Source organism: Microbacterium marmarense (genome assembly GCF_037204165.1).
Taxonomy (GTDB): Bacteria; Actinomycetota; Actinomycetes; order Actinomycetales; family Microbacteriaceae; genus Microbacterium; species Microbacterium marmarense.
In genome coordinates this window covers 72,712-95,562 of sequence record NZ_JBBDGL010000005.1, presented here as the reverse complement: position 1 = coordinate 95,562, position 22,851 = coordinate 72,712, and the positions used below count along the sequence as shown (strand labels likewise).

General features: G+C 64.6%; 17 protein-coding genes. 1 reads left to right on the top strand and 16 read right to left on the bottom strand.

All coding sequences use genetic code 11. From position 1 onward, the window contains the following. Positions 1-41 precede the first annotated feature (41 nt). From WDU96_RS13245 to WDU96_RS13175, 15 genes are all read right to left on the bottom strand, one after another. A complete protein-coding gene (locus WDU96_RS13245; RefSeq protein WP_337339004.1) occupies positions 42-257 on the bottom strand; it encodes a hypothetical protein in 216 nt (71 codons plus the stop codon). Positions 258-413: 156 nt separating this feature from the next. After that, complete coding sequence (gene tuf, locus WDU96_RS13240; RefSeq protein ID WP_337339003.1) at positions 414-1,607, bottom strand: elongation factor Tu; 1,194 nt, start codon at positions 1,605-1,607, stop codon at positions 414-416. A 209-nt stretch (positions 1,608-1,816) separates the two neighbouring features. Then, positions 1,817-3,928 (bottom strand): elongation factor G, encoded by a 2,112-nt coding sequence (fusA, locus tag WDU96_RS13235; protein ID WP_337339002.1) that lies wholly within the window; start codon positions 3,926-3,928, stop codon positions 1,817-1,819. A 107-nt stretch (positions 3,929-4,035) separates the two neighbouring features. Continuing rightward, complete coding sequence (gene rpsG / locus WDU96_RS13230; protein ID WP_337339001.1) at positions 4,036-4,506, bottom strand: 30S ribosomal protein S7; 471 nt, start codon at positions 4,504-4,506, stop codon at positions 4,036-4,038. A gap of 5 nt (positions 4,507-4,511) precedes the next feature. Next, on the bottom strand, positions 4,512-4,880 hold the full coding sequence (gene rpsL / locus WDU96_RS13225; protein ID WP_017201609.1) for a 30S ribosomal protein S12: 369 nt from the start codon (positions 4,878-4,880) through the stop codon (positions 4,512-4,514). A gap of 295 nt (positions 4,881-5,175) precedes the next feature. Further along, on the bottom strand, positions 5,176-5,703 hold the full coding sequence (locus tag WDU96_RS13220; RefSeq protein ID WP_337339000.1) for a hypothetical protein: 528 nt from the start codon (positions 5,701-5,703) through the stop codon (positions 5,176-5,178). Next, positions 5,700-6,992 carry a DUF5684 domain-containing protein gene (locus WDU96_RS13215; protein ID WP_337338999.1) on the bottom strand — a complete coding sequence of 431 codons (1,293 nt, stop codon included), beginning with the start codon at positions 6,990-6,992 and terminating at the stop codon, positions 5,700-5,702. The genes WDU96_RS13220 and WDU96_RS13215 overlap by 4 nt, the downstream gene beginning before the upstream one ends. Beyond that, positions 6,989-9,496 carry a transglutaminaseTgpA domain-containing protein gene (locus tag WDU96_RS13210; protein WP_337338998.1) on the bottom strand — a complete coding sequence of 836 codons (2,508 nt, stop codon included), beginning with the start codon at positions 9,494-9,496 and terminating at the stop codon, positions 6,989-6,991. Before WDU96_RS13210 ends, WDU96_RS13215 begins: the two co-directional genes overlap by 4 nt. Next, the gene (locus tag WDU96_RS13205) at positions 9,493-10,866 is read right to left on the bottom strand and encodes a DUF58 domain-containing protein (RefSeq protein WP_337338997.1); all 1,374 of its coding nucleotides are present in this window, start codon (positions 10,864-10,866) and stop codon (positions 9,493-9,495) included. The genes WDU96_RS13210 and WDU96_RS13205 overlap by 4 nt, the downstream gene beginning before the upstream one ends. Continuing rightward, positions 10,863-11,828 carry an AAA family ATPase gene (locus WDU96_RS13200; RefSeq protein ID WP_337338996.1) on the bottom strand — a complete coding sequence of 322 codons (966 nt, stop codon included), beginning with the start codon at positions 11,826-11,828 and terminating at the stop codon, positions 10,863-10,865. Before WDU96_RS13200 ends, WDU96_RS13205 begins: the two co-directional genes overlap by 4 nt. A gap of 32 nt (positions 11,829-11,860) precedes the next feature. Further along, positions 11,861-17,815 carry an Ig-like domain-containing protein gene (locus WDU96_RS13195; RefSeq protein WP_337338995.1) on the bottom strand — a complete coding sequence of 1,985 codons (5,955 nt, stop codon included), beginning with the start codon at positions 17,813-17,815 and terminating at the stop codon, positions 11,861-11,863. Next, positions 17,815-18,954, bottom strand: coding sequence for a serine/threonine-protein kinase (locus WDU96_RS13190; protein WP_337338994.1), 1,140 nt, complete (start codon positions 18,952-18,954; stop codon positions 17,815-17,817). Before WDU96_RS13190 ends, WDU96_RS13195 begins: the two co-directional genes overlap by 1 nt. Before the next feature lie 151 nt (positions 18,955-19,105). Continuing rightward, positions 19,106-19,762 (bottom strand): spermidine/putrescine ABC transporter substrate-binding protein, encoded by a 657-nt coding sequence (locus WDU96_RS13185; RefSeq protein WP_337338993.1) that lies wholly within the window; start codon positions 19,760-19,762, stop codon positions 19,106-19,108. A gap of 58 nt (positions 19,763-19,820) precedes the next feature. Continuing rightward, complete coding sequence (locus tag WDU96_RS13180) at positions 19,821-20,315, bottom strand: hypothetical protein (protein WP_337338992.1); 495 nt, start codon at positions 20,313-20,315, stop codon at positions 19,821-19,823. A gap of 14 nt (positions 20,316-20,329) precedes the next feature. After that, positions 20,330-21,397, bottom strand: a complete 1,068-nt coding sequence (locus WDU96_RS13175) for an ABC transporter (protein WP_337338991.1) — start codon at positions 21,395-21,397, stop codon at positions 20,330-20,332. 173 nt (positions 21,398-21,570) lie between these two features. On the opposite strand from WDU96_RS13175, the gene WDU96_RS13170 reads away from it, so the two are divergent. Then, entirely contained in the window at positions 21,571-22,182 is a 612-nt protein-coding gene (locus tag WDU96_RS13170) for a hypothetical protein (RefSeq protein ID WP_337338990.1), read from the top strand. A gap of 15 nt (positions 22,183-22,197) precedes the next feature. Here the strand turns inward: WDU96_RS13170 and WDU96_RS13165 are convergent, their stop codons facing one another. Then, positions 22,198-22,839, bottom strand: a complete 642-nt coding sequence (locus WDU96_RS13165; protein ID WP_337338989.1) for a hypothetical protein — start codon at positions 22,837-22,839, stop codon at positions 22,198-22,200. Positions 22,840-22,851: the final 12 nt, after the last annotated feature.

Here is a 22,851-nt window from a genome sequence, read left to right as displayed (position 1 = left end):
ACAAAGCCCCGGGCAGCAGCACCCGGGGCTAGTGAGACTGACTACTCGTCGCCTACCGACTTGTCGATCTTGCCGCGCACATCGTCGACGGTGCCATGGTGAGACTCGGGCGCCACCTTCTTGGCTGCACTCGATGCTCCGTCCAACAGGCTGTCGCTGATGTCTTCCGCTTGTTCAGACTTCACAAACCCATCGACGTGCTCTTTGTTCTGCTCGTAGAGGCCTTTGCCCTGATTTACGAGATCTCCGAAACCCATAGTTGCCTTCCCTCCCGGCGCGCGGTGCGGCCCGTCACAGCCATTGTGGCGGCGTTCGCAGACCAGCAACAGCACCTCCGGCCAATCCTGGGCGATTCTTGCGCACACAAAAAGGCCCCCGGGAATCCCCGGGGGCCTTTCTTGAAGCGGCAGATGCTACTTGAGCACCTTCGTGACCGTGCCGGCGCCGACGGTGCGGCCACCCTCACGAATCGCGTAGCCGAGGCCCTCTTCCATGGCGATGGGCTGAATCAGCTCAACCGACATGTCGGTGGTGTCGCCGGGCATGACCATCTCGGTGCCCTCGGGCAACGTGATGACGCCGGTGACGTCGGTGGTGCGGAAGTAGAACTGCGGGCGGTAGTTCGTGAAGAACGGGTTGTGACGGCCGCCCTCTTCCTTGGAAAGGATGTACGCGGTGCCCTCGAAGTTGGTGTGAGGGGTAACCGAGCCGGGCTTGACAACAACCTGGCCACGCTCAACGTCGTCACGCTTGGTGCCGCGAAGAAGCAGACCACAGTTCTCGCCGGCCCATGCCTCGTCGAGCTGCTTGTGGAACATCTCGATACCAGTCACGATGGTCTTCTGCGTCGGGCGGATGCCGACGATCTCAACCTCGGAGTTGATAGCAAGGGTGCCACGCTCGGCGCGACCCGTGACAACGGTTCCACGACCGGTGATCGTGAAGACGTCCTCAACGGGCATCAGGAACGGCTTGTCCTTGTCGCGTACCGGGTCGGGGATCGACTCGTCAACGGCGTCCATGAGCTCGACGATCTTCTCAACCCACTTCTCGTCACCCTCGAGAGCCTTGAGGCCCGAGACCTGGACGACAGGTGCGTTGTCACCGTCGAAGTCCTGCGACGAAAGAAGTTCGCGAACCTCGAGCTCAACGAGCTCAAGGATCTCTTCGTCGTCGACCATGTCGCTCTTGTTGAGTGCGACGAGCAGGTAGGGAACGCCAACCTGCTTAGCGAGCAGAACGTGCTCGCGAGTCTGTGCCATCGGGCCGTCGGTCGCTGCAACCACGAGGATTGCGCCGTCCATCTGGGCAGCACCGGTGATCATGTTCTTGATGTAGTCGGCGTGACCCGGGGCGTCAACGTGTGCGTAGTGACGCTTGGGGGTCTCGTACTCGACGTGCGAGATGTTGATCGTGATGCCGCGCTGACGCTCTTCAGGAGCCGAGTCAATCGACGAGAAGTCGCGCTGCACGTTGGTGGCCGACGGGTACTTGTCGGCGAGCACCTTCGAGATGGCAGCGGTAAGCGTGGTCTTACCGTGGTCAACGTGACCGATCGTTCCGATGTTTACGTGCGGCTTGGTCCGCTCGAACTTGGCCTTAGCCACTGGGTCCTCCTCAGGACTGTCGTGTAGAAGTTCCGGGCGCTGGTTTGCGACCGGCTCTCTACGAGGGATTGTCTCCACCTTAGTAGAGACGCGTTAGATGAAACTGTGTGTCTGCTCACGCCACCTTCGACCAAGCTTCCACACACAATATGCAGTTGTGACCGGATGCCACACCCTCCGCTGCTGCTCGGGGTGTGGCATCCGAAGTATTACTCGCCCTTTTTCTGGACGATCTCTTCAGCGACGGCCTTGGGAACCTCGGCGTAGCTGTCGAATTCCATCGAGTAGACGGCACGGCCCGAAGTCTTCGAGCGCAAGTCGCCAATGTATCCGAACATCTCGGAAAGCGGAACGCTCGCGCGAACCACCTTGACGCCGGCAGCGTCTTCCATCGACTGGATCTGTCCACGACGCGAGTTCAGGTCGCCGATGACGTCGCCCATGTACTCCTCAGGAGTACGCACCTCGACGGCCATGATCGGCTCGAGGATGATGGGCTGCGCCTTGCGGATCGCTTCCTTGAAACCGATCGAGCCAGCGATCTTGAACGCCATTTCAGACGAGTCAACATCGTGCGAAGCACCATCCATCAGGGTGGCCTTCACGCCCACCATCGGGTAGCCGGCGAGCACGCCGACGTTCATGGCGTCCTGGAAGCCCTGGTCGACCGGAGCGATGTACTCGCGCGGGATACGACCACCGGTCACCTTGTTGACAAATTCGTAGATCTTGTCGGGGGTGACTTCGAGCGGCTCGATTGCAAACTGGATCTTGGCGAACTGACCCGAACCACCGGTCTGCTTCTTGTGCGTGTAGTCGTGACGCTCAACGGCACGCTTGATGGTCTCGCGGTACGCGACCTGGGGCTTGCCCACGTTGGCCTCGACGCGGAACTCGCGCTTCATGCGGTCAACGAGGATGTCGAGGTGAAGCTCACCCATTCCCTTGATGACGGTCTGACCGGTCTCGCCGTTCTGCTCGACGCGGAACGTCGGGTCTTCTTCGGCGAGCTTCTGGATCGCAAGACCCAGCTTCTCCTGGTCAGCCTTGGTCTTGGGCTCGATGGCAACCTCGATAACCGGCTCGGGGAACGTCATCGACTCAAGCACAACCTGGTGCTGCGAGTCGCAGAGAGTGTCGCCCGTGGTGGTGTCCTTGAGACCGATAACCGCGTAGATGTGACCTGCGGTAACCGCATCAACCGGCATCTCTTTGTTGGCGTGCATCTGGAAGATCTTTCCGATGCGCTCCTTCTTGCCCTTGGTGGAGTTGATCACCTGGGCACCCGAGTCGAGGTGACCCGAGTAGACGCGGATGTAGGTCAGACGACCGAAGAACGGGTGCGTCACGATCTTGAACGCGAGCGCCGCGAACGGCTCTTCGCGGTCAGCGTGACGGGGAATGACGATCTCTTCGTCCTTGGGGTCGTGCGCTTCGATAGCGGCCACGTCCAGGGGCGAGGGAAGGAAGTCGACAACAGCGTCAAGCATGGGCTGAACGCCGCGGTTCTTGAACGCCGAGCCACAAAGCACGGGGTACAGCTCCGAGTTGATCGTCATCTTGCGGATGGCGCCCTTGATCTCGGCAACTGTCAGGCCTTCGCCGCTGAAGTGCTTCTCAAGAAGCGCCTCGTCGGACTCGGCGACCGTCTCGAGCAGCATTTCGCGGTACTCGGCAGCCTTGTCGGCGAGGTCAGCAGGAATCTCCTGAACTTCGTACTTGGCGCCCATGGTGACGTCACCCTTTGAGTCACCGGGCCACACGAGTGCGCGCATTTCAATGAGGTCGACGACCCCGATGAAGTCGCTCTCAGAGCCGATGGGCAGCTGCAGAACGAGCGGCTTGGCCTTGAGCTTGTTGATGATGGTGTCGACGGTGAAGTAGAAGTCCGCGCCGAGCTTGTCCATCTTGTTGACGAAGCAGATGCGAGGAACGTCGTACTTGTCAGCCTGACGCCACACGGTCTCGGACTGGGGCTCAACGCCCTCCTTGCCGTCGAAGACGGCAACAGCACCGTCGAGCACGCGGAGCGAACGCTCCACCTCGACCGTGAAGTCAACGTGACCGGGGGTGTCGATGATGTTGACCTGGTTCTTGTCCCAGAAGCACGTCACAGCAGCGGAGGTGATCGTGATGCCACGCTCCTGCTCCTGCTCCATCCAGTCGGTGGTCGCCGCACCATCGTGCGTTTCACCGATCTTGTGGTTGACACCCGTGTAGAACAGGATGCGCTCGGTTGTCGTCGTCTTGCCGGCATCGATGTGCGCCATGATGCCGATGTTGCGGACCTTGGTGAGGTCGGTGAGCACTTCTTGTGCCACGGGGTGTTCCTTACTTTTGGAATCCAGGTAAATCGATTATGTCGATCAGACGTGTGTGGGAGGTGGCGACTTCGCTGCGTGAGCAGCGAAGTCGCCACCGCCGCTGTTTACCAGCGGTAGTGCGCGAAGGCGCGGTTCGACTCAGCCATCTTGTGAGTGTCTTCGCGGCGCTTGACCGCGGCACCCAGGCCGTTCGAGGCATCCAGAATCTCGTTCTGGAGGCGCTCAGTCATTGTCTTTTCACGACGGCCCTTGGCGTAGCTCACGAGCCAGCGAAGAGCGAGCGTGTTGGCGCGGTGAGGCTTGACCTCAATCGGCACCTGGTAGGTCGAGCCACCAACGCGGCGGCTCTTGACCTCAAGGGTGGGGCGCACGTTGTCGAGTGCCTTCTTGAGGGTCGAGACTGCGTCCTGGCCGTTCTTCGCCTCAACGCCACGAAGGGCGGTGTACACGATCGACTCGGCGATGGACTTCTTGCCGTCAACAAGAATCTTGTTGACGAGCTGGGTGACGATAGGTGCGCCGTATACCGGGTCGTTGACGACGGGGCGCTTCGGGGCTGGTCCTTTACGAGGCATCTAACTCAACCCTTCTTTGCGCCGTAGCGGCTACGAGCCTGCTTACGGTTCTTGACTGCCTGGGTGTCAAGTGCACCGCGGACGATCTTGTAGCGAACACCGGGAAGGTCCTTAACACGACCACCACGGACGAGCACTAACGAGTGCTCCTGAAGGTTGTGACCCTCACCCGGAATGTACGCGGTGACCTCGGTGCCGTTGCGAAGCTTGACACGAGCGACCTTGCGCATCGCCGAGTTCGGCTTCTTAGGCGTGGTCGTGTACACGCGAGTGCAGACGCCTGCCTGCTGGGGGTTCGACTTAAGTGCTGGCGCTTTGGTCTTGGTGACCTTGGGCGAGCGACCCTTGCGAACCAACTGCTGAATGGTTGGCACGTTCTCTCCTTGTTGTGCTGCACGGTTCTTTAGTTCCGCACAGGTGCTGCACGGTGTTGTTGGTTCCGCACAGGTGCTGCACGGTGACAGCTTCGTGGTTTCACCACAAACCCACCGGCGCAACAAAAGTCATCGCGATTTGTGTGGTGGGTATGCCGTGGGGGCGACCTGTTCGCAGGCCTCTCCCTGAAGTGTGTTGCGACACACCGAGTCCGCACCGAGGCACGGCAGACGGCGTGCACTAGCACACACCCGGTCAATGATACGCGGGATCGGCTGTCGCGGCAAACGAGGGTCAAGCGTTGAGCGAGAGCAGTGCGGTGAGAGCGGCAATGGCGAGCACGAGTCCGAGGGATGCTGCGACGATCACGATTGCTGCGCGCATACGCCGGCGCCCAACGGCCCGCCTGACGGCGTTGCCGTCTACCGGCCGATGCTCGCTGCGGGCGGCCGGAGCCGCCCGTTCGATGCGGGCCGGGGAAGCATTTCGCACGGCGTAGATCTGCACATCGTTCGAGCGCGCTTCGAGGGTGCGTGCGGCTTCTTCGCGCTGCGCAGTCGGGGTGAGCTTCGACTGCTCGGCAGCAAAACCGGTGGTCGGCGCTGTCTGACGCGCGCCCCGCCGCACAACGATCGTCGACCCATCATCGGGATCGATGCTCGGCGGCGTTTCAGCGCCCGATCTGCGGCGCGCGCTGACGGCGGTCTCAGCCGGGGCGGAGTGTTCGTTGCCGCTCTGGCGGCGCGAGGGCAGTGTGCTCTCGTCAAGAAGCTCAGCGGGGCCGTCGTCAGGAAGCTCAGCGGGGTCGTCGAATCCGCTCACCGATCAGTCCGCACCAACCGCACCTCAGCATCGCCGAGCATAAAACGGTCGCCTGCCTCCGTCTCTTCGCCCGGAGTCGCTTCGATCTCGGGCCCGACCAGCGTGGCGAACACCACACCGTTCGTGGAGGCAAGGTCGGTGATGTACCAGCGATCGTTTTTCAACTCGAGCCGGGCGTGGGTCTTTGAAACGGTGCCATCGTCGACCGAGACGAGCTGGGCCGTCGGGTGGTCTGGGTCGGCGGCGGGACGCCGACCCAGCAGCACCGTCGTGGAGCCGAGCGCGACCGGCTCACCCGCCGGCAGCACCAGCGACCAGTTCGTTCGCCTGCGGCGCGCGATGATCGTCTCGTCGAGGACATCTTCGGGAATCTCGGGGCGGGTGTGAAACGACGACACCGAGGTGCGTGCTGAGCGGGGCGTGCCTGCTTCGGGCGCTCCCACGACCGCCGAGACCGGTCCCGATGTCTCGGGGAAGGCCTCAGGATCGCTCGGCGCCCAAGGGTCACGCTCTGCGTCAGCCGGTGCCGCTGGCACCCGGGTGACCGGCGGGTGGGTGGATTGATCGGTGGTCTCGCCCGTGGGCAGGATCGCTCCCCCTCGACCCCGCAGAACACCATCGGGAATGCTCGCGGGATCTGTTGGCCCAAACTTCATCGCCGGCATGGGAGCCGGTGCGTCAGAGGTGGAATGAGCGTCTTCCCAGTCGGATTCGTCGTCGATCATAGGTTCTTCCTTGGCGTCCTCTGGTTCGGGCGCCCAGCTGAGGGTAGGAGGTGGTGAGTCTACTGAACTGTGGGCATCCGTGACGGATTTGTCAACTGAACTGGGCTGAGCGGATAGTTCTTCATGATCCACATAACTCTGTCGCGCGTATGCGGGTCGCGGCACGCTGGGGTCGAGCGCTCGACGCTCACTCGCTCCGAGCCAGCGAGCACTGCCAAAGCCAACCACTGATGCCCACACCGGGAACAGCAGCGCCGCCAGCGCCGTCATCGCAGCGTTCACACCGAAAGCGAGATTGATGCGGTGGCACGCAAGCACCTGCGCGATCCACACCGCCGCCCAGCCGAGCACCGGCACGAGCCAGAGCAGCAGCAGCCAGGCCGAGAGGTGCCCGAGTCGAAACAGGACTGCCTGATTGTAGAACGGCACCCATGCCTTCCAGGCGTGGTCACCAGACTTGCGAAACACGGCACCCAGAGCGAGGGCCGTCCACACGTAAATGCCGATCGCGGCAACGAGCGGAATCGGGCCGAAGAGCCCGAGCGTGAATGCTTCGAGGGTCATAGCGTGGAGCGCGCGGGCGAGGCGCGCCGTCCCTTCTGAACGTTCGGGGAGCGAGCGCCCCTGTTGGGGTCGAGCCGACGAATGAACGATCTCAACGATACGGATGCCGCCAGTCGGCGGACAGCAGAAAGATCAGCGCGAAGCGCGGCGCTCTGCCGCGCGACCTGCGACCAGACCGCTTCGACATCGCTGTCGGTGACCGCCGTTCCTGAGAATACCGCGCGGTCTGCGGCGTCGGCGATACACACAGCCTCGGGGGCGCCGAATGCGACGGCGAGCTCGCGGCGGGTGAGTCTTGCGGGCGCTTCGAAACGAGCATCAACCGCTGCATCCACGTATTCCTCCCACGCACCCGCGACACGATCGGCGGGCGTGGCGGCACGTCGACGTGTACGGCGCCGCACTGCTTTGGCCGCGACCACCACCAGGAAGGGACCGAGAACGATCAACAGCACCAGCAGGACAATTGCCACGACCCGCAGGGCTGCCCAGAGCCAGGCCAGATCGACGGCGTTCGAATCACCGTCGTCATCGGGCAGGGCGGCGTCTTGTTGCACGGGATCTGGGGGCAGCACCGGTTCGGCGGCGTCGGGACGAACTTCGGTCACGTTCTCGGGGTCGCGCAGTTCGGTCACATCGAGGCTGGGCGTGTTGGCGTGCTGTGGCGTGACATCGATGGGCACCCATTCGCCGTCAGCCGCCGCTACCTCGGTCCACACCGAAACGTCCTGCGCTTCGCAGCTGCCGTTATCGCACGCCGCTAGTCCAGCGGGCGCGTCACCGATCCGCACACCCATGACGACACGCGAAGAGAACCCGAGCTCACGCGCGATCAACGCCGCAGCTACTGCAAACTGTTCGTCATCACCGATCGCTGCGACGTAGTTGCCCGTCTGCTGCGCACGCGGGTCGTTCTCTCTTTCGAGCAGCCGCTCGAAAAGCGTATCGATTCGTGCGAGTGAGTGACCAGAAGCGCTGGGCTGAACGGTGTAGTCAACCAACTCACTCGCCCAGGCGGGTTCTTGCTCGTCGGCGAGACCCAACCCATGACTCAGGTAGCCCCGCTCGCGCAGCAGCGCGATGAGCGATTGCAGCGCGGCACCTTCGGTGCCTTGCGCGTGTTCTTCGACCCACCTCGTCAGATTCTCCGGAACGGCTGCACCGTCGTCGACCGCGCCCGCCGCTTCGATCTCAGCGAGTGATGGCGTGGGCTTCTCGACCGCCCGGACCGTATAGGTGTCGCCCGCGCTTAGACCGCCGCCAGCGGTCTGCACTCCTGCTGCCGCATCCACGCTGTAGTAGAAGCTGTCTGCGAGATCAGCGCTTCGAGCGCCGGCGAACTCGACCGCTTCGAGTCCGCTCAAGGTGGGCATCCAGATTCCGCCGAGAGCGCCGATTGTGATCTCTGCCTCGACCGGAGCGCCCTCGCCAGCATCAATCGTCGATGGCAGGCGCACAAACTGCGCCGCTTCAGCCGATTGCTGCGCACCACCGCTTCGATACACCTCTCCGTCATATGCGTCGAGAGTGGCGATGCGAACTCTTGCGGGCAGCGCTCCGTCAGATGTCACCGTGAAGATGATGTCGGTGGCTCGTTCGTCGGCGAACAGGGCGCGATACTCTGACAGCGGACTCGCTGCCTGAGCCAAGTCGATGTCGGGCCCGACAGACGAGCGCAGCACCTGACGATCAGCGTCGTGGGTACTCAGCGGCACCACGACAATGCCAATCAGCACCGCCACGGCAACCATGCCCGCCCCCAGCGAAGCGCGGCGTCGATCTGCCTGCGAGAAACGGCGCGGTGTGCGAATGCCACTGGAGTCGGCTGCCCGTTGCAGCGCGCGCACGCGCTCGTCGCTCGTGCGCCATGCGAGCCACGCCAGACACACCACCAGAATGCCCGCTCCACTCGCGGTCTCGACCGGCGCGTACAGCACCACCGGGCCGAGTTGCAGCGGCATGCTCACCGAGGTGCGCCCGAAGAACAGTCCGAAAGACGCCATCGCGATAGCCAGCGGAACCGCCAGATACGCCAGGCGGTCCGGCCGCCACGACAGCCGCAAGAGCACGCACGTGCCCACGAGGAACAACACCAGTGCCGGCACCAGCAGGTTGCGATACGAGCCGACGGGCAATTCGACGGTGACCAGATCTTTCCAGGCGAAGAAGAACCCCGCCACCACCTCGGCTAGGCTCTCACCCCACCCCGAGGGCGCGCCCAGCTGCGCAGGAACCGCGAGTGTCACTCCCAGTACGAGCAGAGCGGCGACCAGCACCGCCGTGACCAGCCAGCCGCGCCACTGCTGGCGCCACGATACCGCCGCGATCAGGGTGGCGGCGGCGAGCGCCACAGCCACCAGCAGAACGAACTGCGTCGAACGGTAGATGGGCCACGCAGCCACAGCCGAGATCAGCACGGTTGCCAGAGCGAACAGCGATCCCGCCACGACGCGCGGCGTGACCCACGGCGTGCGCGGCGCAGCATCGTCTCGAAGAGCCTTCATTCGGTCGCACCCCGCAACAGCAGTCCTGCCAGGTCGTCGAGTGTGCCCACAGTGAGCACGGTGACGCCCGAGATGGGCTGAACCCGCGGGTGCGCGCGCTCGTCGCAACGCACCGCGATCACCGCGGTGTCGATCGAGAACGCAAGCGCCGCCTGTTGCAGCCGTGCCAGCGGAACCGACGAGCCGGCAACGATCACCGCAACCGAAAGCTGGGCGCCCGATTCCGCTGCGAGGCGGCAGGTATCTGCAAGCGACGACGCGTTCTCAATCCGCTCCACCCCGCTGAAGCCGTCGAGCAGCACACGCGGCGAAGCAGCGGGAATGCGGGTAATCGAGCGCAGGCGACCGCGCACCGCACGCGGCACCTCAGAACCGGTTGCGATCACCACATCGCGAGCGTCGCGCACTGCACGCAGCCCCAGCGATGCCGCGCATTCCACGGCAAGCTCGAACTCGTCGGCGTCTGCGAACTCCTGTTGCGCTGACGCCAACACGATCGCCATGCGCGAGCGACGAGACTCTTCGTATTGGCGCACCATGAGGCGGCCGGTCTTGGCCGTTGAACGCCAGTGGATTTGGCGGCGTGAGTCGCCGGGAACATACTCGCGAATGGCATGGAAGGTGATGTCTGCATCGACCACCCGCTTGGTGGCGCTGCCTTCCAGGTCGCGGATCAATCCTGCGCTCGTCGACGGCAGGGTCACCGTGCGGGGGTGCACGAAGACCTCATGCACGTCACGGAATGCGTGTTCACGCCGCAGCAGGCCGACCGGGTCGTTGCGCACTGTTGTGACCGGGCCCACTGCCACGATTCCTCGACGCATCCCGGGAATCTCAAGGGGTTGCCCAACCGAGTGCCCCGGTCTGAGCAGCGGCACGCCGAACTCCACCAAGCCTGCGCCCACGGGAATGTCGACCCGGCCGGGCAGCGCCGTTCGCTTGCCGTCGTTGCGCACCAGAATCTCGCCCATCAGCCCGTTGCCGGCAACAATGCGCTCGTGCTGCAGTTTCAGGTCGACCTGGTAAGAACGCCCGCCGAAGAGAAACGGAATGCTGGCCAGCAGCAGCACCAGCGCGATCACGCCGGCGACCATCCACTCAACCCAACCGAAAGCGATACCGAGCACAAGACCTATGGATGCTGCAACAGCCACAACCACGCCAGCGGGCCGCACGGTTCGCGCACTCCACTGCGCGGCGCGGCGAACGGCCACTCCCGTGTTGCGCCAGAACCGCGACCACCACACCACCACGCGCACCAACGCGCGGCCGCGCCCCGACGACGTCACCGACGTCGACGTGACATGGGTCGCTCCCCCGGCGCTCGTGGCAGCGGAGGTCCGGGTGAGGCGCGACTCGGTCGTGCTCATGCAGACTCGTGTTTGCTGGGTGGCACCACGTCGAGAAGCACTTGCGAGATCACGGCTTCTTGAGTGACCCCGTCGAATTCGGCTTCGGGATGCAGAATCAGTCGGTGCGAGAGCACCGGCACGGCGAGAGACTTCACGTCGTCGGGGGTCACGTATGTGCGCCCCTGCGACACCGCCCTCGAGCGTGATGCCTTCGTGAGTGCGAGCGCGCCGCGAATGCTCACGCCCAAGCGCACCTCGTCGGCGTTGCGCGTTGCCTCGACGAGTCGAGCTATGTAATCCAGCACAAGCGAATCGACATACGCCAACGCAGCGAGATCAGCCATGCCGACAAGGACTTCGGGCGCGATGATCGGGGGGAGCTGATCGGTTGCCACGGCAGCTCCGTCGAGAATGCGAACCGTCGCGGCGTGGTCGGGGTAGCCGAGCGAGGTGCGCATCATGAAACGGTCAAGCTGGGCCTCAGGCAGGCGATAGGTGCCGGCTTGCTCCACCGGGTTCTGGGTGGCAAGCACCAGGAACGGCACGCCAACTTGACGCGAGACACCGTCGATGGTGACGCTGCCTTCTTCCATGACCTCCAGCAGCGCGGCCTGCGTCTTGGGACTGGCGCGGTTGATCTCGTCGGCGAGCACGATGTTCGCGAAGATCGGCCCGGAGTGAAACTCGAATACGCCCTGTTTCTGGTCATAGACACTCACGCCGGTGATGTCGCTGGGCAGGAGGTCGGGGGTGAACTGGATGCGTGTATTCGTTCCCTTCACCGACTGGGCGACCGCTCGAGCCAGCGATGTCTTTCCGGTGCCTGGAACGTCTTCGAGAAGCACATGACCGTCGCTGAGCATCGCGGTGAGCACGAGCTCCACCACGTGGCGTTTGCCCAATACCGCGCGCTCGACGTTGTCGGCGATCTGATCGAACGTCTGCGCAAACCAGGTCGCTTGCTCTTGGGTGAGCGTCATTGTGATTCCTTCGTCATAGGTGCCGCACGTCTTCAGGGTGTCGGTTCGGGTGTGATCGGCAGGTTGGGGTCGCACGTAGCCGAAAGCGTGCTCGACGCGGGGGAAAGCCCCCACCCTTGCGCACTCCAGCCCGCCGATACGCTGACGCCCTCGACCAGCACTGCGCCCACCGGAACCGTCCACGTGTTCGCCGGATGGGCGAGCAGCGCGCCGGAGGCATCGTAGTAGCGCACTGCGCTGTTGCCGAAGGTCACGTTGGCCCCCGAGCCGTCGGGCGCCTTCGACGACTGCCAGCTGGTCGCCAGCTCGGCTCCACCCACACACGTGGAGATGTTCCAGCTCACCTGCAGCTGATAGGGAGCGCTGCCCGCGCGCGGACTGACCGCTGCCCACGGTGTTGACCAGTCTTGCCAATCGTCGTGCACGTATCTCACCCGCATTCCCGGATCTTGACCGAAGACGCTCGTGGCGGGACCGCCACTGAATTCGGCGTGAGTGCGGCGGGGAAGGTCTTCGGTGGTCGTCGGCTGGTTGCGAATAATCCACTCGGCGCGCTGGCCGGCGACATTGGGGGTCGCGTCAACGACGAAAGTCCAGTTCTGCGGCGCGGTGCGGTTCTGGTACGCGCGCACAGTCTGCTGCGCTTCGCTTCGCCCAAATGAGGTGTCACTGCGATACGACTCCACACACGCGGTGAAAGAGTACGCGTCGCCGGTCGCCAAGCCCTCGAAGACGACGACCGGTCCGGCGGTGCTGACCGTGCAGGGCTCACCCTGTCGAACGACGCCGTACCGCAACGTCGAACCGGTGCCGTTCGCCGTTGCCGACACCCGCGCCTCGACGCTGGCCGTACCGTCTGAGTGAGAAGTAGCCGTCAACGAGAGCTGCACATTGCGCGGCGCGCCGATGCCATTTGTCGTCACTCTGGCTGACGCCCCGGAGGGATCGCCAGGTAGGCCGTTAGGAATCTCGAACCGAGAGTACGGGGTGACGGTCACGGGCGTGGCCACATTGGTGCCCACTCGATACGAGCCCACCTCGATCGTGGACTGGTTTCGCACCACGGGCACGCGCACCGTTTCACCGGCGGCACTCGTGATCTCGAGGCTGCCGGTCTGGTCGGCGTCGATGCCATCGATCACAAGCGATACCACTCCCCCCTCGCCCGAGGTGATCACCGGAGTCGCTGCGACCTTTGTCGGTGCCGCTGGCGGGTCATACGCCCACGCAACGATTCGCACACTCGACTTCGACTCGCCCACATCGCTCACGGCTGTCACGACATAGGTGCGCTTCTGGCCGCTCTGGGCGGGGATAGCACCACACGCTCCGTTTGCCGCGCACCGCGCGACCGTTTCGCCGTCGACACGCACGATGAAGCCGGTCAAAGCCGGATACGCGGAACGAGCGTCGCCGGGGTCGACGCGCAGCGTGACACTGCCACTGTCGTATGCGCTCTGCACGACGCTGGCGGGAGCTTTGGGATAGCCGAGAAGGTCGAGCAGTATTCGGCCGTCGCGTTGCGCGCTCGTCACCCGCTGCTGCGCGTCGCTCACAGAGAACCTCGCCGCACAGGTGGCGCCCGGCGCCTCATCCGTCCAGCTCGCGGTGACCGAGGTCGGCCCTGCCACGGCGAAACTCACCCCCACACACGCCCCAGTGCCGCGCACCGCGACGACCTCGAGCGGTGTGCCCGGCAGTGGATTGACCTCGCCGGATGCCCCGATGACGTCGAACGTGCACGAGGAGCCATTCGACTGCGAGCACTGTTGGGTGATCGATCCGCCCTGCGGAAGCGTCGACGGCGCCGCGCCGACGCGCATGATGAGCCGCACTGCGCTCACCGCCGGGTGGCTCACAACTGCGACGACCGCAGCCTCTTCGGCGCCGGGCACCGCGGCATCTCGACCCGTGACGATGACCTCTGACCCGCTCTGGGTCACCATGAATGACGCACCCGAGTAGTCCACCGAATACTCGATGCTGTTCCAGTCTTCACGCAGCTGCCATGTCGTCAGATCGCGAAGATCGAAACTGGCGGTCTCGCCCGGTCCGACCGTCATCGAGCCGGCCCTGAGCACCGGCTGAGGGTCAAGAGCCTGAATGGCGAGCGGAACAGAGAGGTACGTCCAATCCTCTTGTCCTTCAAGGCGCACGGGAACCACGCAAGCGTCAGTCCACGGCGCGCTCGCTCCTGCCACATAGGTGACGCTCGTCGCGCCGTCTCGGGCACAGCTCGCTTCGCTGCGCGCGCCTGACACGGTCACGGAGCTGCCCACCTGCATTGTTGTGCCGCGAGGAATCGCGACCAGTTCCGCCATATCGAAGGTGACCGACTCCAGCTCGGTCACCTCGAGCGCGGGCATGCCTGCGCGCAGCGCGAGCGCCAAATCCTCATCGCCTGGCACGCGCAGGAACGCGTACGTCGTCACCTCGCCCGACGCGCCCTCTCCCGTGACGGCGAAGGGGATGAGGCGGCTCTGCGCGGGAAGGTCACCACTCAGCATCCGCCCCTCGACCTCGACATCGGTCGGGTCTTGCCACAGTGACAGCTCAAGATCACCGACAGCGCCCCCCGACCACGCGACCTTGCCGTCGAGAACATCCACTCCAGACACAAACTCGTCGCGAGTTTCCACGGTCAACACGGTGTCGTCCACGATAGGAAAATCGGGAACCCTGTCGCGCACGACTCTCACCACGATGAGTCCGCGCGCGGTGTTGCCAGAGTCGGATTCGAGGTCGTACAGGAACGACTTCGTGCCGGTGTCAGCACCCGCATTGATCACGATCGTCGAGTCATCCATCGACTCGATGAGGCCAGCGAGGCGCTCGTACTCAGGGTTATCGGTGCCATCGGCGAACTGTTCGGGAAGCTCGGGGCGCACCGCGGTCAGCGTGAGTGAGCCGTTGGTCGGGTCGATGTCGTTGGCGAGAGGGCTGATCCTGATCTGATTGGCTTCACCCACCTGCACTTGCACGTAGTCCGAGAAGGTAACCGGGCTCGGGTTCGACTGAGCGTCGAGCACGCCGACGCGCGCTATTGCCTCGGCTTGCTCTCCGAATTCATCTACCACCTGATAGCGGAACGTCGCCTGCCCGCGATCCCCCGGCACACTGCTGTAGAGAATCGAGCGCCCGTCTGCGGCTATCGTCGCCGCGCCTCGCTCAGGCTGGGTCACGATTCGCTCCAGCGTGACGGTGTCGCCGTCTGGGTCCATGCCGAAGTCGTCGAAGTCAATCGCCACGCTCTGGCCGCTCAGCACCCGACCTTCAAGGGTCTCGGGCACTGGCGCGCGGTTGGTGTCGGCCGAAAGCACACGCACACGCACGGTTGCGCTGTCTGCAAGCGAGGGCGCTCCCGTTGAGTAGGCCTCATAGTCGATCGTGTAGTCGCCGGGCGTCGTGGGCGCCAGATACCGCAGGGTGTCTGCCGAAGCGAAAGCGAGCGCATCAGACGCCGACGACACCACCGAAGCAGGATTCAGCGTGGGTGCACCGCCCGAAGGGGCGATATCGTTCTCGAGCACCGGGATGTCTATCTGGCCACCCGCCCGCACGACGACAGAATCGTCGACGGCAATGGGCGCTAGTTCAGGTGCTGGCGGCAGCAGATAGACCGTCGCTTCGCCTTCGATCCGTGCGCCGGAGTCTTCGGTTCCATCGCTCACCACGTATGACACCGTGCCGAGGCGGCCTTCCGCGCCGGTTGCTGTCGTGCCTGAAATGCGAAGGTTGTTCTGCCCGACAGCATCCACCGACAGCTGTGCACCTGGCTCTGCCGTGGCGATCGCATCGCTCAGCAGCAACACGCGTCGCGTGGGATTGGACACCGCGGTGAATACGTCCAAAGTGGCGTCTTCTTGGGGGTATACGAATGCAACAACGGGTGACGTCGACAGCTGTGCCGGGGCGTCAGCGGGCACCAGTGTGATGAGCGCCGTGCCGGTCTCATCGCTCAGGCCATCGGTCACGGTGAAGTCAACGCGGTACGTTCCAGGATCAGTTGCAGTGAAGTCGAACCGCGTCGTGCCGCCCACGGCGGTGGCTGTCGCGCTCGCGTCATCGAGCACCCGCACCGATTCGAGCGACAGCGCACCCGTGGTGCCGGTGACGTGCCCAGCGACATCGATCGTGGTACGTCCGCCAGCAAGGTCGATGGTCGAAAACGACTGCACGGTGAGTTGTGGCTGCGATGAGACTCTGATGGCAAGCGGGCGTTCGGTTTGCTCGCCAGCGGTGTCGGCCACGGTCACCGTGAGCTCAATGAGCTCTTCACTGCCGCCACCGCTGTCGCTGTGCTGGTAGACCACTTCGCCCGCTGGCGTGGCCGCAACGCTGCCGATCTGCGTGGGGTTGTGCACGGCGAGCAGCAGCAGCGGATCGCCATCGGGGTCGACCCAGCCCGGCAGCACCGGCACAGTCACCGTGCCGCCGCGGGTAACTTCGGGCTGAGGCCACTCGAGCAAGCAGCCCTCAACACCGCACCACTGCGGCGCAGCGTTCTCGCTGTCGCTGTGCACGGTGAGTATGACGGATGTCGACTTCGAGCGAAGTCCATCTGTTGCCGTGCCGTCCTGCACCGCGTAGGCGAACTCGGCACTGCCGCTCGCTCCGGGGGCGACGAAGACAGCCAGCCGCTGGCCATCGTCGGTGATGCGAACCGTGCCGAAAGCCTCATCGAGCCCGGTGACCGAATCGGGAACGATCGTCAGCACATCTTCGTTCGGATCATGGTCGTTCATCAGCACGGGGAGCGTCACCAACTGATCGGCACGCACGCCGAACGCATCCGGCTCGGCGATGGGCGGCTTCGGCTCGAGCACCACCTCGCGTTCTTCGTCGCTGGGCACGGCTTCTGGATCTGTGCGGTCGTCGAGCGACCAATCCTGGCTCGAAGCCAGCAGTTCGCCGGTGGGCACGTTCCACGCCCACCCCGAGCGAGTGTCGTTGAGGATGGCCGTGCTCTCACCCAGCACCAAAACTGGCCGACGCTGATCGGGCAGGCTCTCGCCGCCGTAGTCGAGCAATACGTCGCCCGCGCCGCGAGTCCACAGCACACCCCCGGTATCGGCCTGCCCGAGCCAGGCAGCGTACAGCGCACCGTCTCTGCTGACGGGAGCGGCGGGCACGCCCCTCACTGTGGTGCCGTCGCCCACCAGCGTGGTCACCTCTGATCCGTCGGTCGGCACGGCGATGAGCGATGTCTCGTCGGCCACATAGATGGCGTCGGCCTCAGCATCTGGAGCAGAAACGACAACGGTTCCCGTCGTGGCGACAACCGCGCGCCCGCCGTCGCCCAGCCACACTTCGCCGTCTTCAACGTCAACCAATGCCCACTGATCGCCAGCCGCCGTGATCGTCGGGGTGCCTAGCCCCTCGGCAGTCAACTCGTCGCGCGCTCGCACATCGTCGGAGGGGATGTCATAGGTCAGCACCGCCGCGTCGGCGCGAGAATACGCGAACAGCCGGCCACGCTCATCGATCGCGATCGCATCAGCCGCGTATTGCTGGGCATTCTCGTCGTCTGATAGCGGGTCGAGTTGGCTCGTGGTGCCGCTTGAGAGCGTGCCGAAGAAAACGCTGCCCGCATCGGTGCGGTAGGCGACATAGTCACCGGCCGTGACGACGGCGACGGTGCCCGCCGGAGTTGGAGTGGCACTCGCGAGCGCCGTCTCATCGAGGTCAACCGGCTGCGCTTCGTCGATTCGTGTGACTCTGCTCAGGCTGTCGCTGAACAGATATGCCGCGTCCGCTGTCTGCACCACGCGATCCGGGTTGCTGATGTCGCGCACCGTGTCGAGCTCGTCAATGGCGGTGTTCACCCGCGCATAGCGTCGCCCCTCGCCGGTTTGCAATGCCCACACTGCGTTGTCGACCTCGGGGGTGTCCTGCGCATCCAAACCTGGCCACACCACGCTAATGCCGATGACCACCGCCGCGACCACCGATGCGGCGATGATTCCCGCGGTCGTGCTGCGGCGCATCAGAGTGCGCCTGTTGCAAGCAGCGTGGCGACGACGCCGATGGCGACCGCGACGACGGCGCCCACGACACCGCCCGCGAGCCAGTGCCAGCGCGGGCGCGATGAGCCTGACGGTGCCGAGAACTCGGTGTCTTCATCACGGGCCAGCATTGACATGCCCGTTTCGCTGCGAGGCTTGCGTGTCACGTCTCGCTCAATTCGCGACCGCGCCGGGCCCCGCAGCTCAGCGTCAGCGAAATCGACCGGCGCAGAAGCGGGCGACCACTCTGCATTGGGAACCTCAACGGGCGTGGGCGAGAGGTCCATCTCGGCCTGCACGATTCGCAAGGCGTTCGCAAAGTCGAGCGCAGAAGCGTACCTGCGCTCGGGGTCTCGAGACATTGCTTTGGCCAGCGCCGCCTGAAGCGAGGCGGGCACATCATCGCGCGATATCTCGGTGTAGCTCGCTCGCGCGATGCGGCGACGCAACAGCTCTTTGGTGTTCTGGCCGCGCTCACGGCGCTCGAACGGGCTGTGGCCAGCCAGCAGTGAATAGACCGTTGCGCCGAGGCTCCACACTTCGCTCGAGATGGTGCCAGCGGTCGACTCCGAGATCACCTCGGGTGCGCTCCAAGGAATAGACATCGCCAGCATCTCATCAGCGCTCCGGCTCAGCAACGACGACGAGATGCCGAAGTCCGCGAGCACGGGGGTGCCGAAGGTCGTGATGAGAATGTTGCTGGGCTTCACATCGCGGTGCACGAGACCGGCACGGTGCGCCGATTCCAGCGCACTGGCCATGCGAATGCCCGTGACCAGCACTTCCTCGACCGGAATGCGTTCCAGCCGGTAGCGCTGCGCGAGTGAGCCCGGGCAGTACTCCATCACGATGTAGGGGCGGCCATCCGCAGAGATGCTCGCCTGGTAGACGGTGACGATCGACGGGTGCGCAGACAGACGGGCCAGCACATCGGCCTCGGCATTGAACATACGACGCAGGTCTGCATCGCGCACGTCGCTCGGCAGCACCTTCACCGCAACGCTTCGTCGAGGCATGTCCTGCTCGTACAAGAACACGTCGGCGAATCCGCCCGAGCCGAGCGGCCGAATGTAGGCGAGGCCAGGCAGGATCGGGGGCGCTGACGGAAGACGACTTGCCATGCGCCAACCCCCGCTGTTTCCGCTGTTCGCTTCGTGATGTCTGAGCGCTGCATAAGCACCGCAAACTCGGTCATGCTAACAAATTCCGCCGAGGGTTCCTGACCCTCTTGATTCGGCTGTGTAAAGCCATCAGACACAGTGGATGCTGAGATCAGCCGTTCAGCGGATCATTCGGGTCGAACGGGGCATCGAGAGACCGCGTGAGTTCTTCGAGCATCGCCTCGATCTGCGGCTCGACGAACTCCTGAATGGCGGTTTGGATGCGAAGGCGATGGTGCAGCATCACCGCGCAGATTTCGCGTCCGACCATGTTCGCGTAGTCGTCAGCCAGGCCCACTTCTTGACGCAACGCGGCCTTCGCCTCGGCGCTCAACGGGGGAAGATCGGGCACTGCTGAGTCGACCTCTTCGGCCAGGCCTGAGATCGTGAACAAGAAGGGCGCTCCTGGCACCGGGTCGGGATCCAGCGGCAGGCCTTCGAACTCGGGTTCGAGTCCCTCCGCGGGCCGATAGCTGCGCGCTCTGTTGCGCGTGGCTTGCTGGTCGAGCTCTGCCTGAAGCATCGGCAGGTTCACCGAGGTGTACTCCGCAACCGCGCGATCGACGATTGTCTTGATTCGCGTCGAAAGCCCATGCTGCACTCCGTGCGGCACATCTGCGCCCAGTCCCGCCGCAGACAGCACCGGAGACCCGAAGCAACGCCGGCACGGAGCGACGCGGCCGCGATGCGTTGCCGGTTCCCATCGAGGCAGCCAAAGCAGCCAGGCGTCGACAGCCTGGCTCACCTGGGTCTCGATTGACCGCTCCACCCTCCCCACGGTAGCGCCGCATCGCCGAAATGGGTGGTGACGTGCCCTCTGCACGGCACTATTCTTCGTCGTCGCGCTTTTCTTCTTCCCACGGCCAGCGAGGCTGCGAGGCCTGCGTGCGCACCAGCGCAACACCCGCCCATGCGCACACGAACGCTGAAGCCGCGATCACCGCGCCAAACCACGTCGTCGCGATTGACGTGGCCGCGCTCGTCGCGCGTGCGACATCTGAGCTGGTGACGAGCGCCGTCAGCCAGAGCACGACAACGTAGGTGACGTACGCCGTCGCCGCTGTCGTCGCAGACGCCCAATACGAGGGGCGCTCTCGACGGACTGCTCCCCAGAGCACGAGGGCAAACGCTGCCAGCGACGCCAAGAGCCCCACGATAGCGGGCGCCTGTCCGAGACCTGTCACCGCGATGACGTCTTGGTCGAGCACCAGGCTCGTCATGCCGAGGCCGAAGATCACTAGCGCGACGTAGCCCATCGACGCAAACACCAACGCGGCGGCAGGGCGGTTGGAACCGCCCTGACCGCCGCGTTCAGACGTCATGTGTGTTGCCGAGGCTATTGCTGAGTGAGCTGCGGGCCCGCCTCGAGCGTGCGCTCGTACTCGCGCTGGGCCTCGACGTTGAGCTCGGTTACTCGCTTGCCGCGGGCGGCAACCCACGCACCGAACCAGATGGTGAGCTCGCGTCCGATCACGAACGCTGCAATGGCGAGCGGGGCAAGCAGCTCGGATTCCGCCAGCGCGGCACCCTCGCTTGCGGTGAGAGTCCAAAACGGCGCCTGGAAGAGTGCGCCGAGAATGTGGCCAGCATAGGATGCGACGCCGACGAGCAGGCCGAAGATGACCCACGCTCCCCACCGTCCGCGATTGATGATCGCTCCCAGCAGCCAGAACGCGACGTAGAAGACGACGATGGGAACCCAGAGCGACCAGGTAGCCAGTGCCTCCAATGCGGCCGTACCGACGTTGTCAATGGTCACCGCTCCGGTGATCGCGCCGAATCCGAGCCACGCCCCGAGATACAGCACTCCGAACGCGATCGCTGCCAGCAGGCCGATCGCGCCGGCAGCGGCACGATTGCCTCGAGGGTGAGGTGCGTCGGGGGCCTGAACGAAGATTGGCTGCTGCGCGTAGGCCGTCGCGGCGGGGGCCGCGTATTCGATCGCTGGCTCGCTGGGCGCGACGGGGGCAACTTGCGTGGGGGCGTCTGCGGGTGCGTAGGCGGTGGTGACGGCGTCGTCAGATGGCGCGTACGCCGTCGTTACCGGCTCCGACGCGGCCGGGGCACCATTCGTGGCGTCAGCCGAAACCGCACTCTCTGGCGCATCGGCAACGGGCGCCGCCTCGGCGATCGGGTCGCCGCCAAGCGACGAATACTCTTGCGCCCACGCCTTTTCGACATTGGCGTCCGGGTCGATCGGCGCTTCGTGCGCCGGCACCTCGTCAGCGGCTGACGGCGAGCCGTCGTAGGCCGGGGCTTGTTCCGGGGCACTGGTCTCGTCGTTCACGGCGTCGCCGCGAGCGGCTTCCGCGTCGGCAAGACCCTCGTTGGCGCGCCCGACGACATCGTCGACAGACGTCGGTTCGTCTACCGGCTCGCCGTATGAAGACTTGGGATCACTCATCGAAGGCACTCCTCACGCAGGGCTCTTCCCCGCCTTGCCGACAATAACGTCCTGCAAGCAATGTTTCCCTTAGGCGTGCCGTGGATGAGCGTGGGCGCGTCGCGCTGTTTTTGTCACCGCAAGTGCGCTGAGAGTCCTCGCTGGCCGTCGGCAAAGACGATTAGGGTTGCCGCATGAGACGACACACCTCGCCGCGGGTCGCGCTGGCAGCATCCATTCTGGCCATCGTGGCCGTTTTCGCCGGATGCGCGTCGGAGTCTCAGTCCACCCCCTCACCCACCGACTCGGCGACCGCGACGCTGGTGCCGAGCCCCACTCCGATAGCCACCATCACACCGGATGCGACGCCGAGTGCCACCGCAGAAGCGCAGGCTGAGATCCCTGAGGACTGCGGCGGACTGCTCACGCCGGCGGTGGCTCAGGAGCTCGATGGCGTTCCGCTGAACGACCCCGCCTTCGGCGCCTCAGGGTCGCAACCCGACGGCAGCTTGATCTGCATCTGGGCAGACCCCGCGGCCGACACGACAAATCTCACCACCACGATCTCGTATATGTCACGTGGCCCCGCACTCGACATGCTCAACGAGCTCGTCGATGATCAAGACTTCACGTGCTACACCCCGAGCGGCGGCACGCGGTGCGAGAAGACATGGGAGAACGCCACTTACCCGGTCATCGACGGTCGAACGGTGTTCTGGCGCGATGGCGTGCTGATCGATACTCGCTATTCGAACCTTGCCCCGAGTGGCTACACCGACGCGCTCGTCGCCAGCATCTACGAATAGCCCCGCCTCTCGCCGCTATTCGGCTGGTTCCGCCTCGCCCCACACGAAAGCACTGAGACGCGCGCCATACGCTTCAGGATGCCACGCCGACTCGACGCTTGAGAGCCACCAGCCATCGCGCACCGTCTGCGTCTCGCGCACGTCACCGCTGGTTCGTGTGCAGTTCACGCCCGCATCTACCTCGGCGCAGGTGAAGCCCTCGCCCTCGAGCGACGCCTCGGCGATAGCGACTGCGTCTTCGCCCACTCGCGAGAGGGTTGACACCACGGTATGACCCTCGTGCCACCTCCAGTCACACGTGACCCGAACGACAGGCTGCAGGGCATCGGTGAGCGCGGTGGCTTCGCTGGCGGGTGCGGCTGTTGTCTGCGAGAGCAAGGCGCCGGCCTGCCACGCCATCACTGCCCACAGCGAGTCGGGGTACATCGCGCGACAGTCGAAGTCACCTTCTTCCGCCGCCAGCTCGGTCGGGCTGGGCTGCTCGGACGGCACAGGTTCTGCCGTCGAGGCCTCGCGAAGCATGTCGCCGCCCCACTGGCTGAGAATGGGAGTCATTGGCGCTGCAAGCCAGACCAGAGCTGCCACAATCGCCGCACAGATCAAGCCGATGGGCACGGCAAGCCAGGCGTTGCGCCCACCGACTCGTGCCATCGTCATGCCTCCAAGCTC

Coding starts and splice junctions, on each gene's coding strand:
- WDU96_RS13200 (WP_337338996.1), bottom strand. CDS start 11,828: ATGACGCTCACCCAAGAGCAAGCGACCTGGTTTGCGCAGACGTTCGAT.
- WDU96_RS13190 (WP_337338994.1), bottom strand. CDS start 18,954: ATGGCAAGTCGTCTTCCGTCAGCGCCCCCGATCCTGCCTGGCCTCGCC.
- WDU96_RS13180 (WP_337338992.1), bottom strand. CDS start 20,315: ATGACGTCTGAACGCGGCGGTCAGGGCGGTTCCAACCGCCCTGCCGCC.
- WDU96_RS13205 (WP_337338997.1), bottom strand. CDS start 10,866: ATGAGCACGACCGAGTCGCGCCTCACCCGGACCTCCGCTGCCACGAGC.
- WDU96_RS13215 (WP_337338999.1), bottom strand. CDS start 6,992: ATGACCCTCGAAGCATTCACGCTCGGGCTCTTCGGCCCGATTCCGCTC.
- WDU96_RS13165 (WP_337338989.1), bottom strand. CDS start 22,839: ATGACGATGGCACGAGTCGGTGGGCGCAACGCCTGGCTTGCCGTGCCC.
- WDU96_RS13210 (WP_337338998.1), bottom strand. CDS start 9,496: ATGAAGGCTCTTCGAGACGATGCTGCGCCGCGCACGCCGTGGGTCACG.
- WDU96_RS13195 (WP_337338995.1), bottom strand. CDS start 17,815: ATGCGCCGCAGCACGACCGCGGGAATCATCGCCGCATCGGTGGTCGCG.
- WDU96_RS13245 (WP_337339004.1), bottom strand. CDS start 257: ATGGGTTTCGGAGATCTCGTAAATCAGGGCAAAGGCCTCTACGAGCAG.
- WDU96_RS13170 (WP_337338990.1), top strand. CDS start 21,571: ATGAGACGACACACCTCGCCGCGGGTCGCGCTGGCAGCATCCATTCTG.
- WDU96_RS13175 (WP_337338991.1), bottom strand. CDS start 21,397: ATGAGTGATCCCAAGTCTTCATACGGCGAGCCGGTAGACGAACCGACG.
- rpsG (WP_337339001.1), bottom strand. CDS start 4,506: ATGCCTCGTAAAGGACCAGCCCCGAAGCGCCCCGTCGTCAACGACCCG.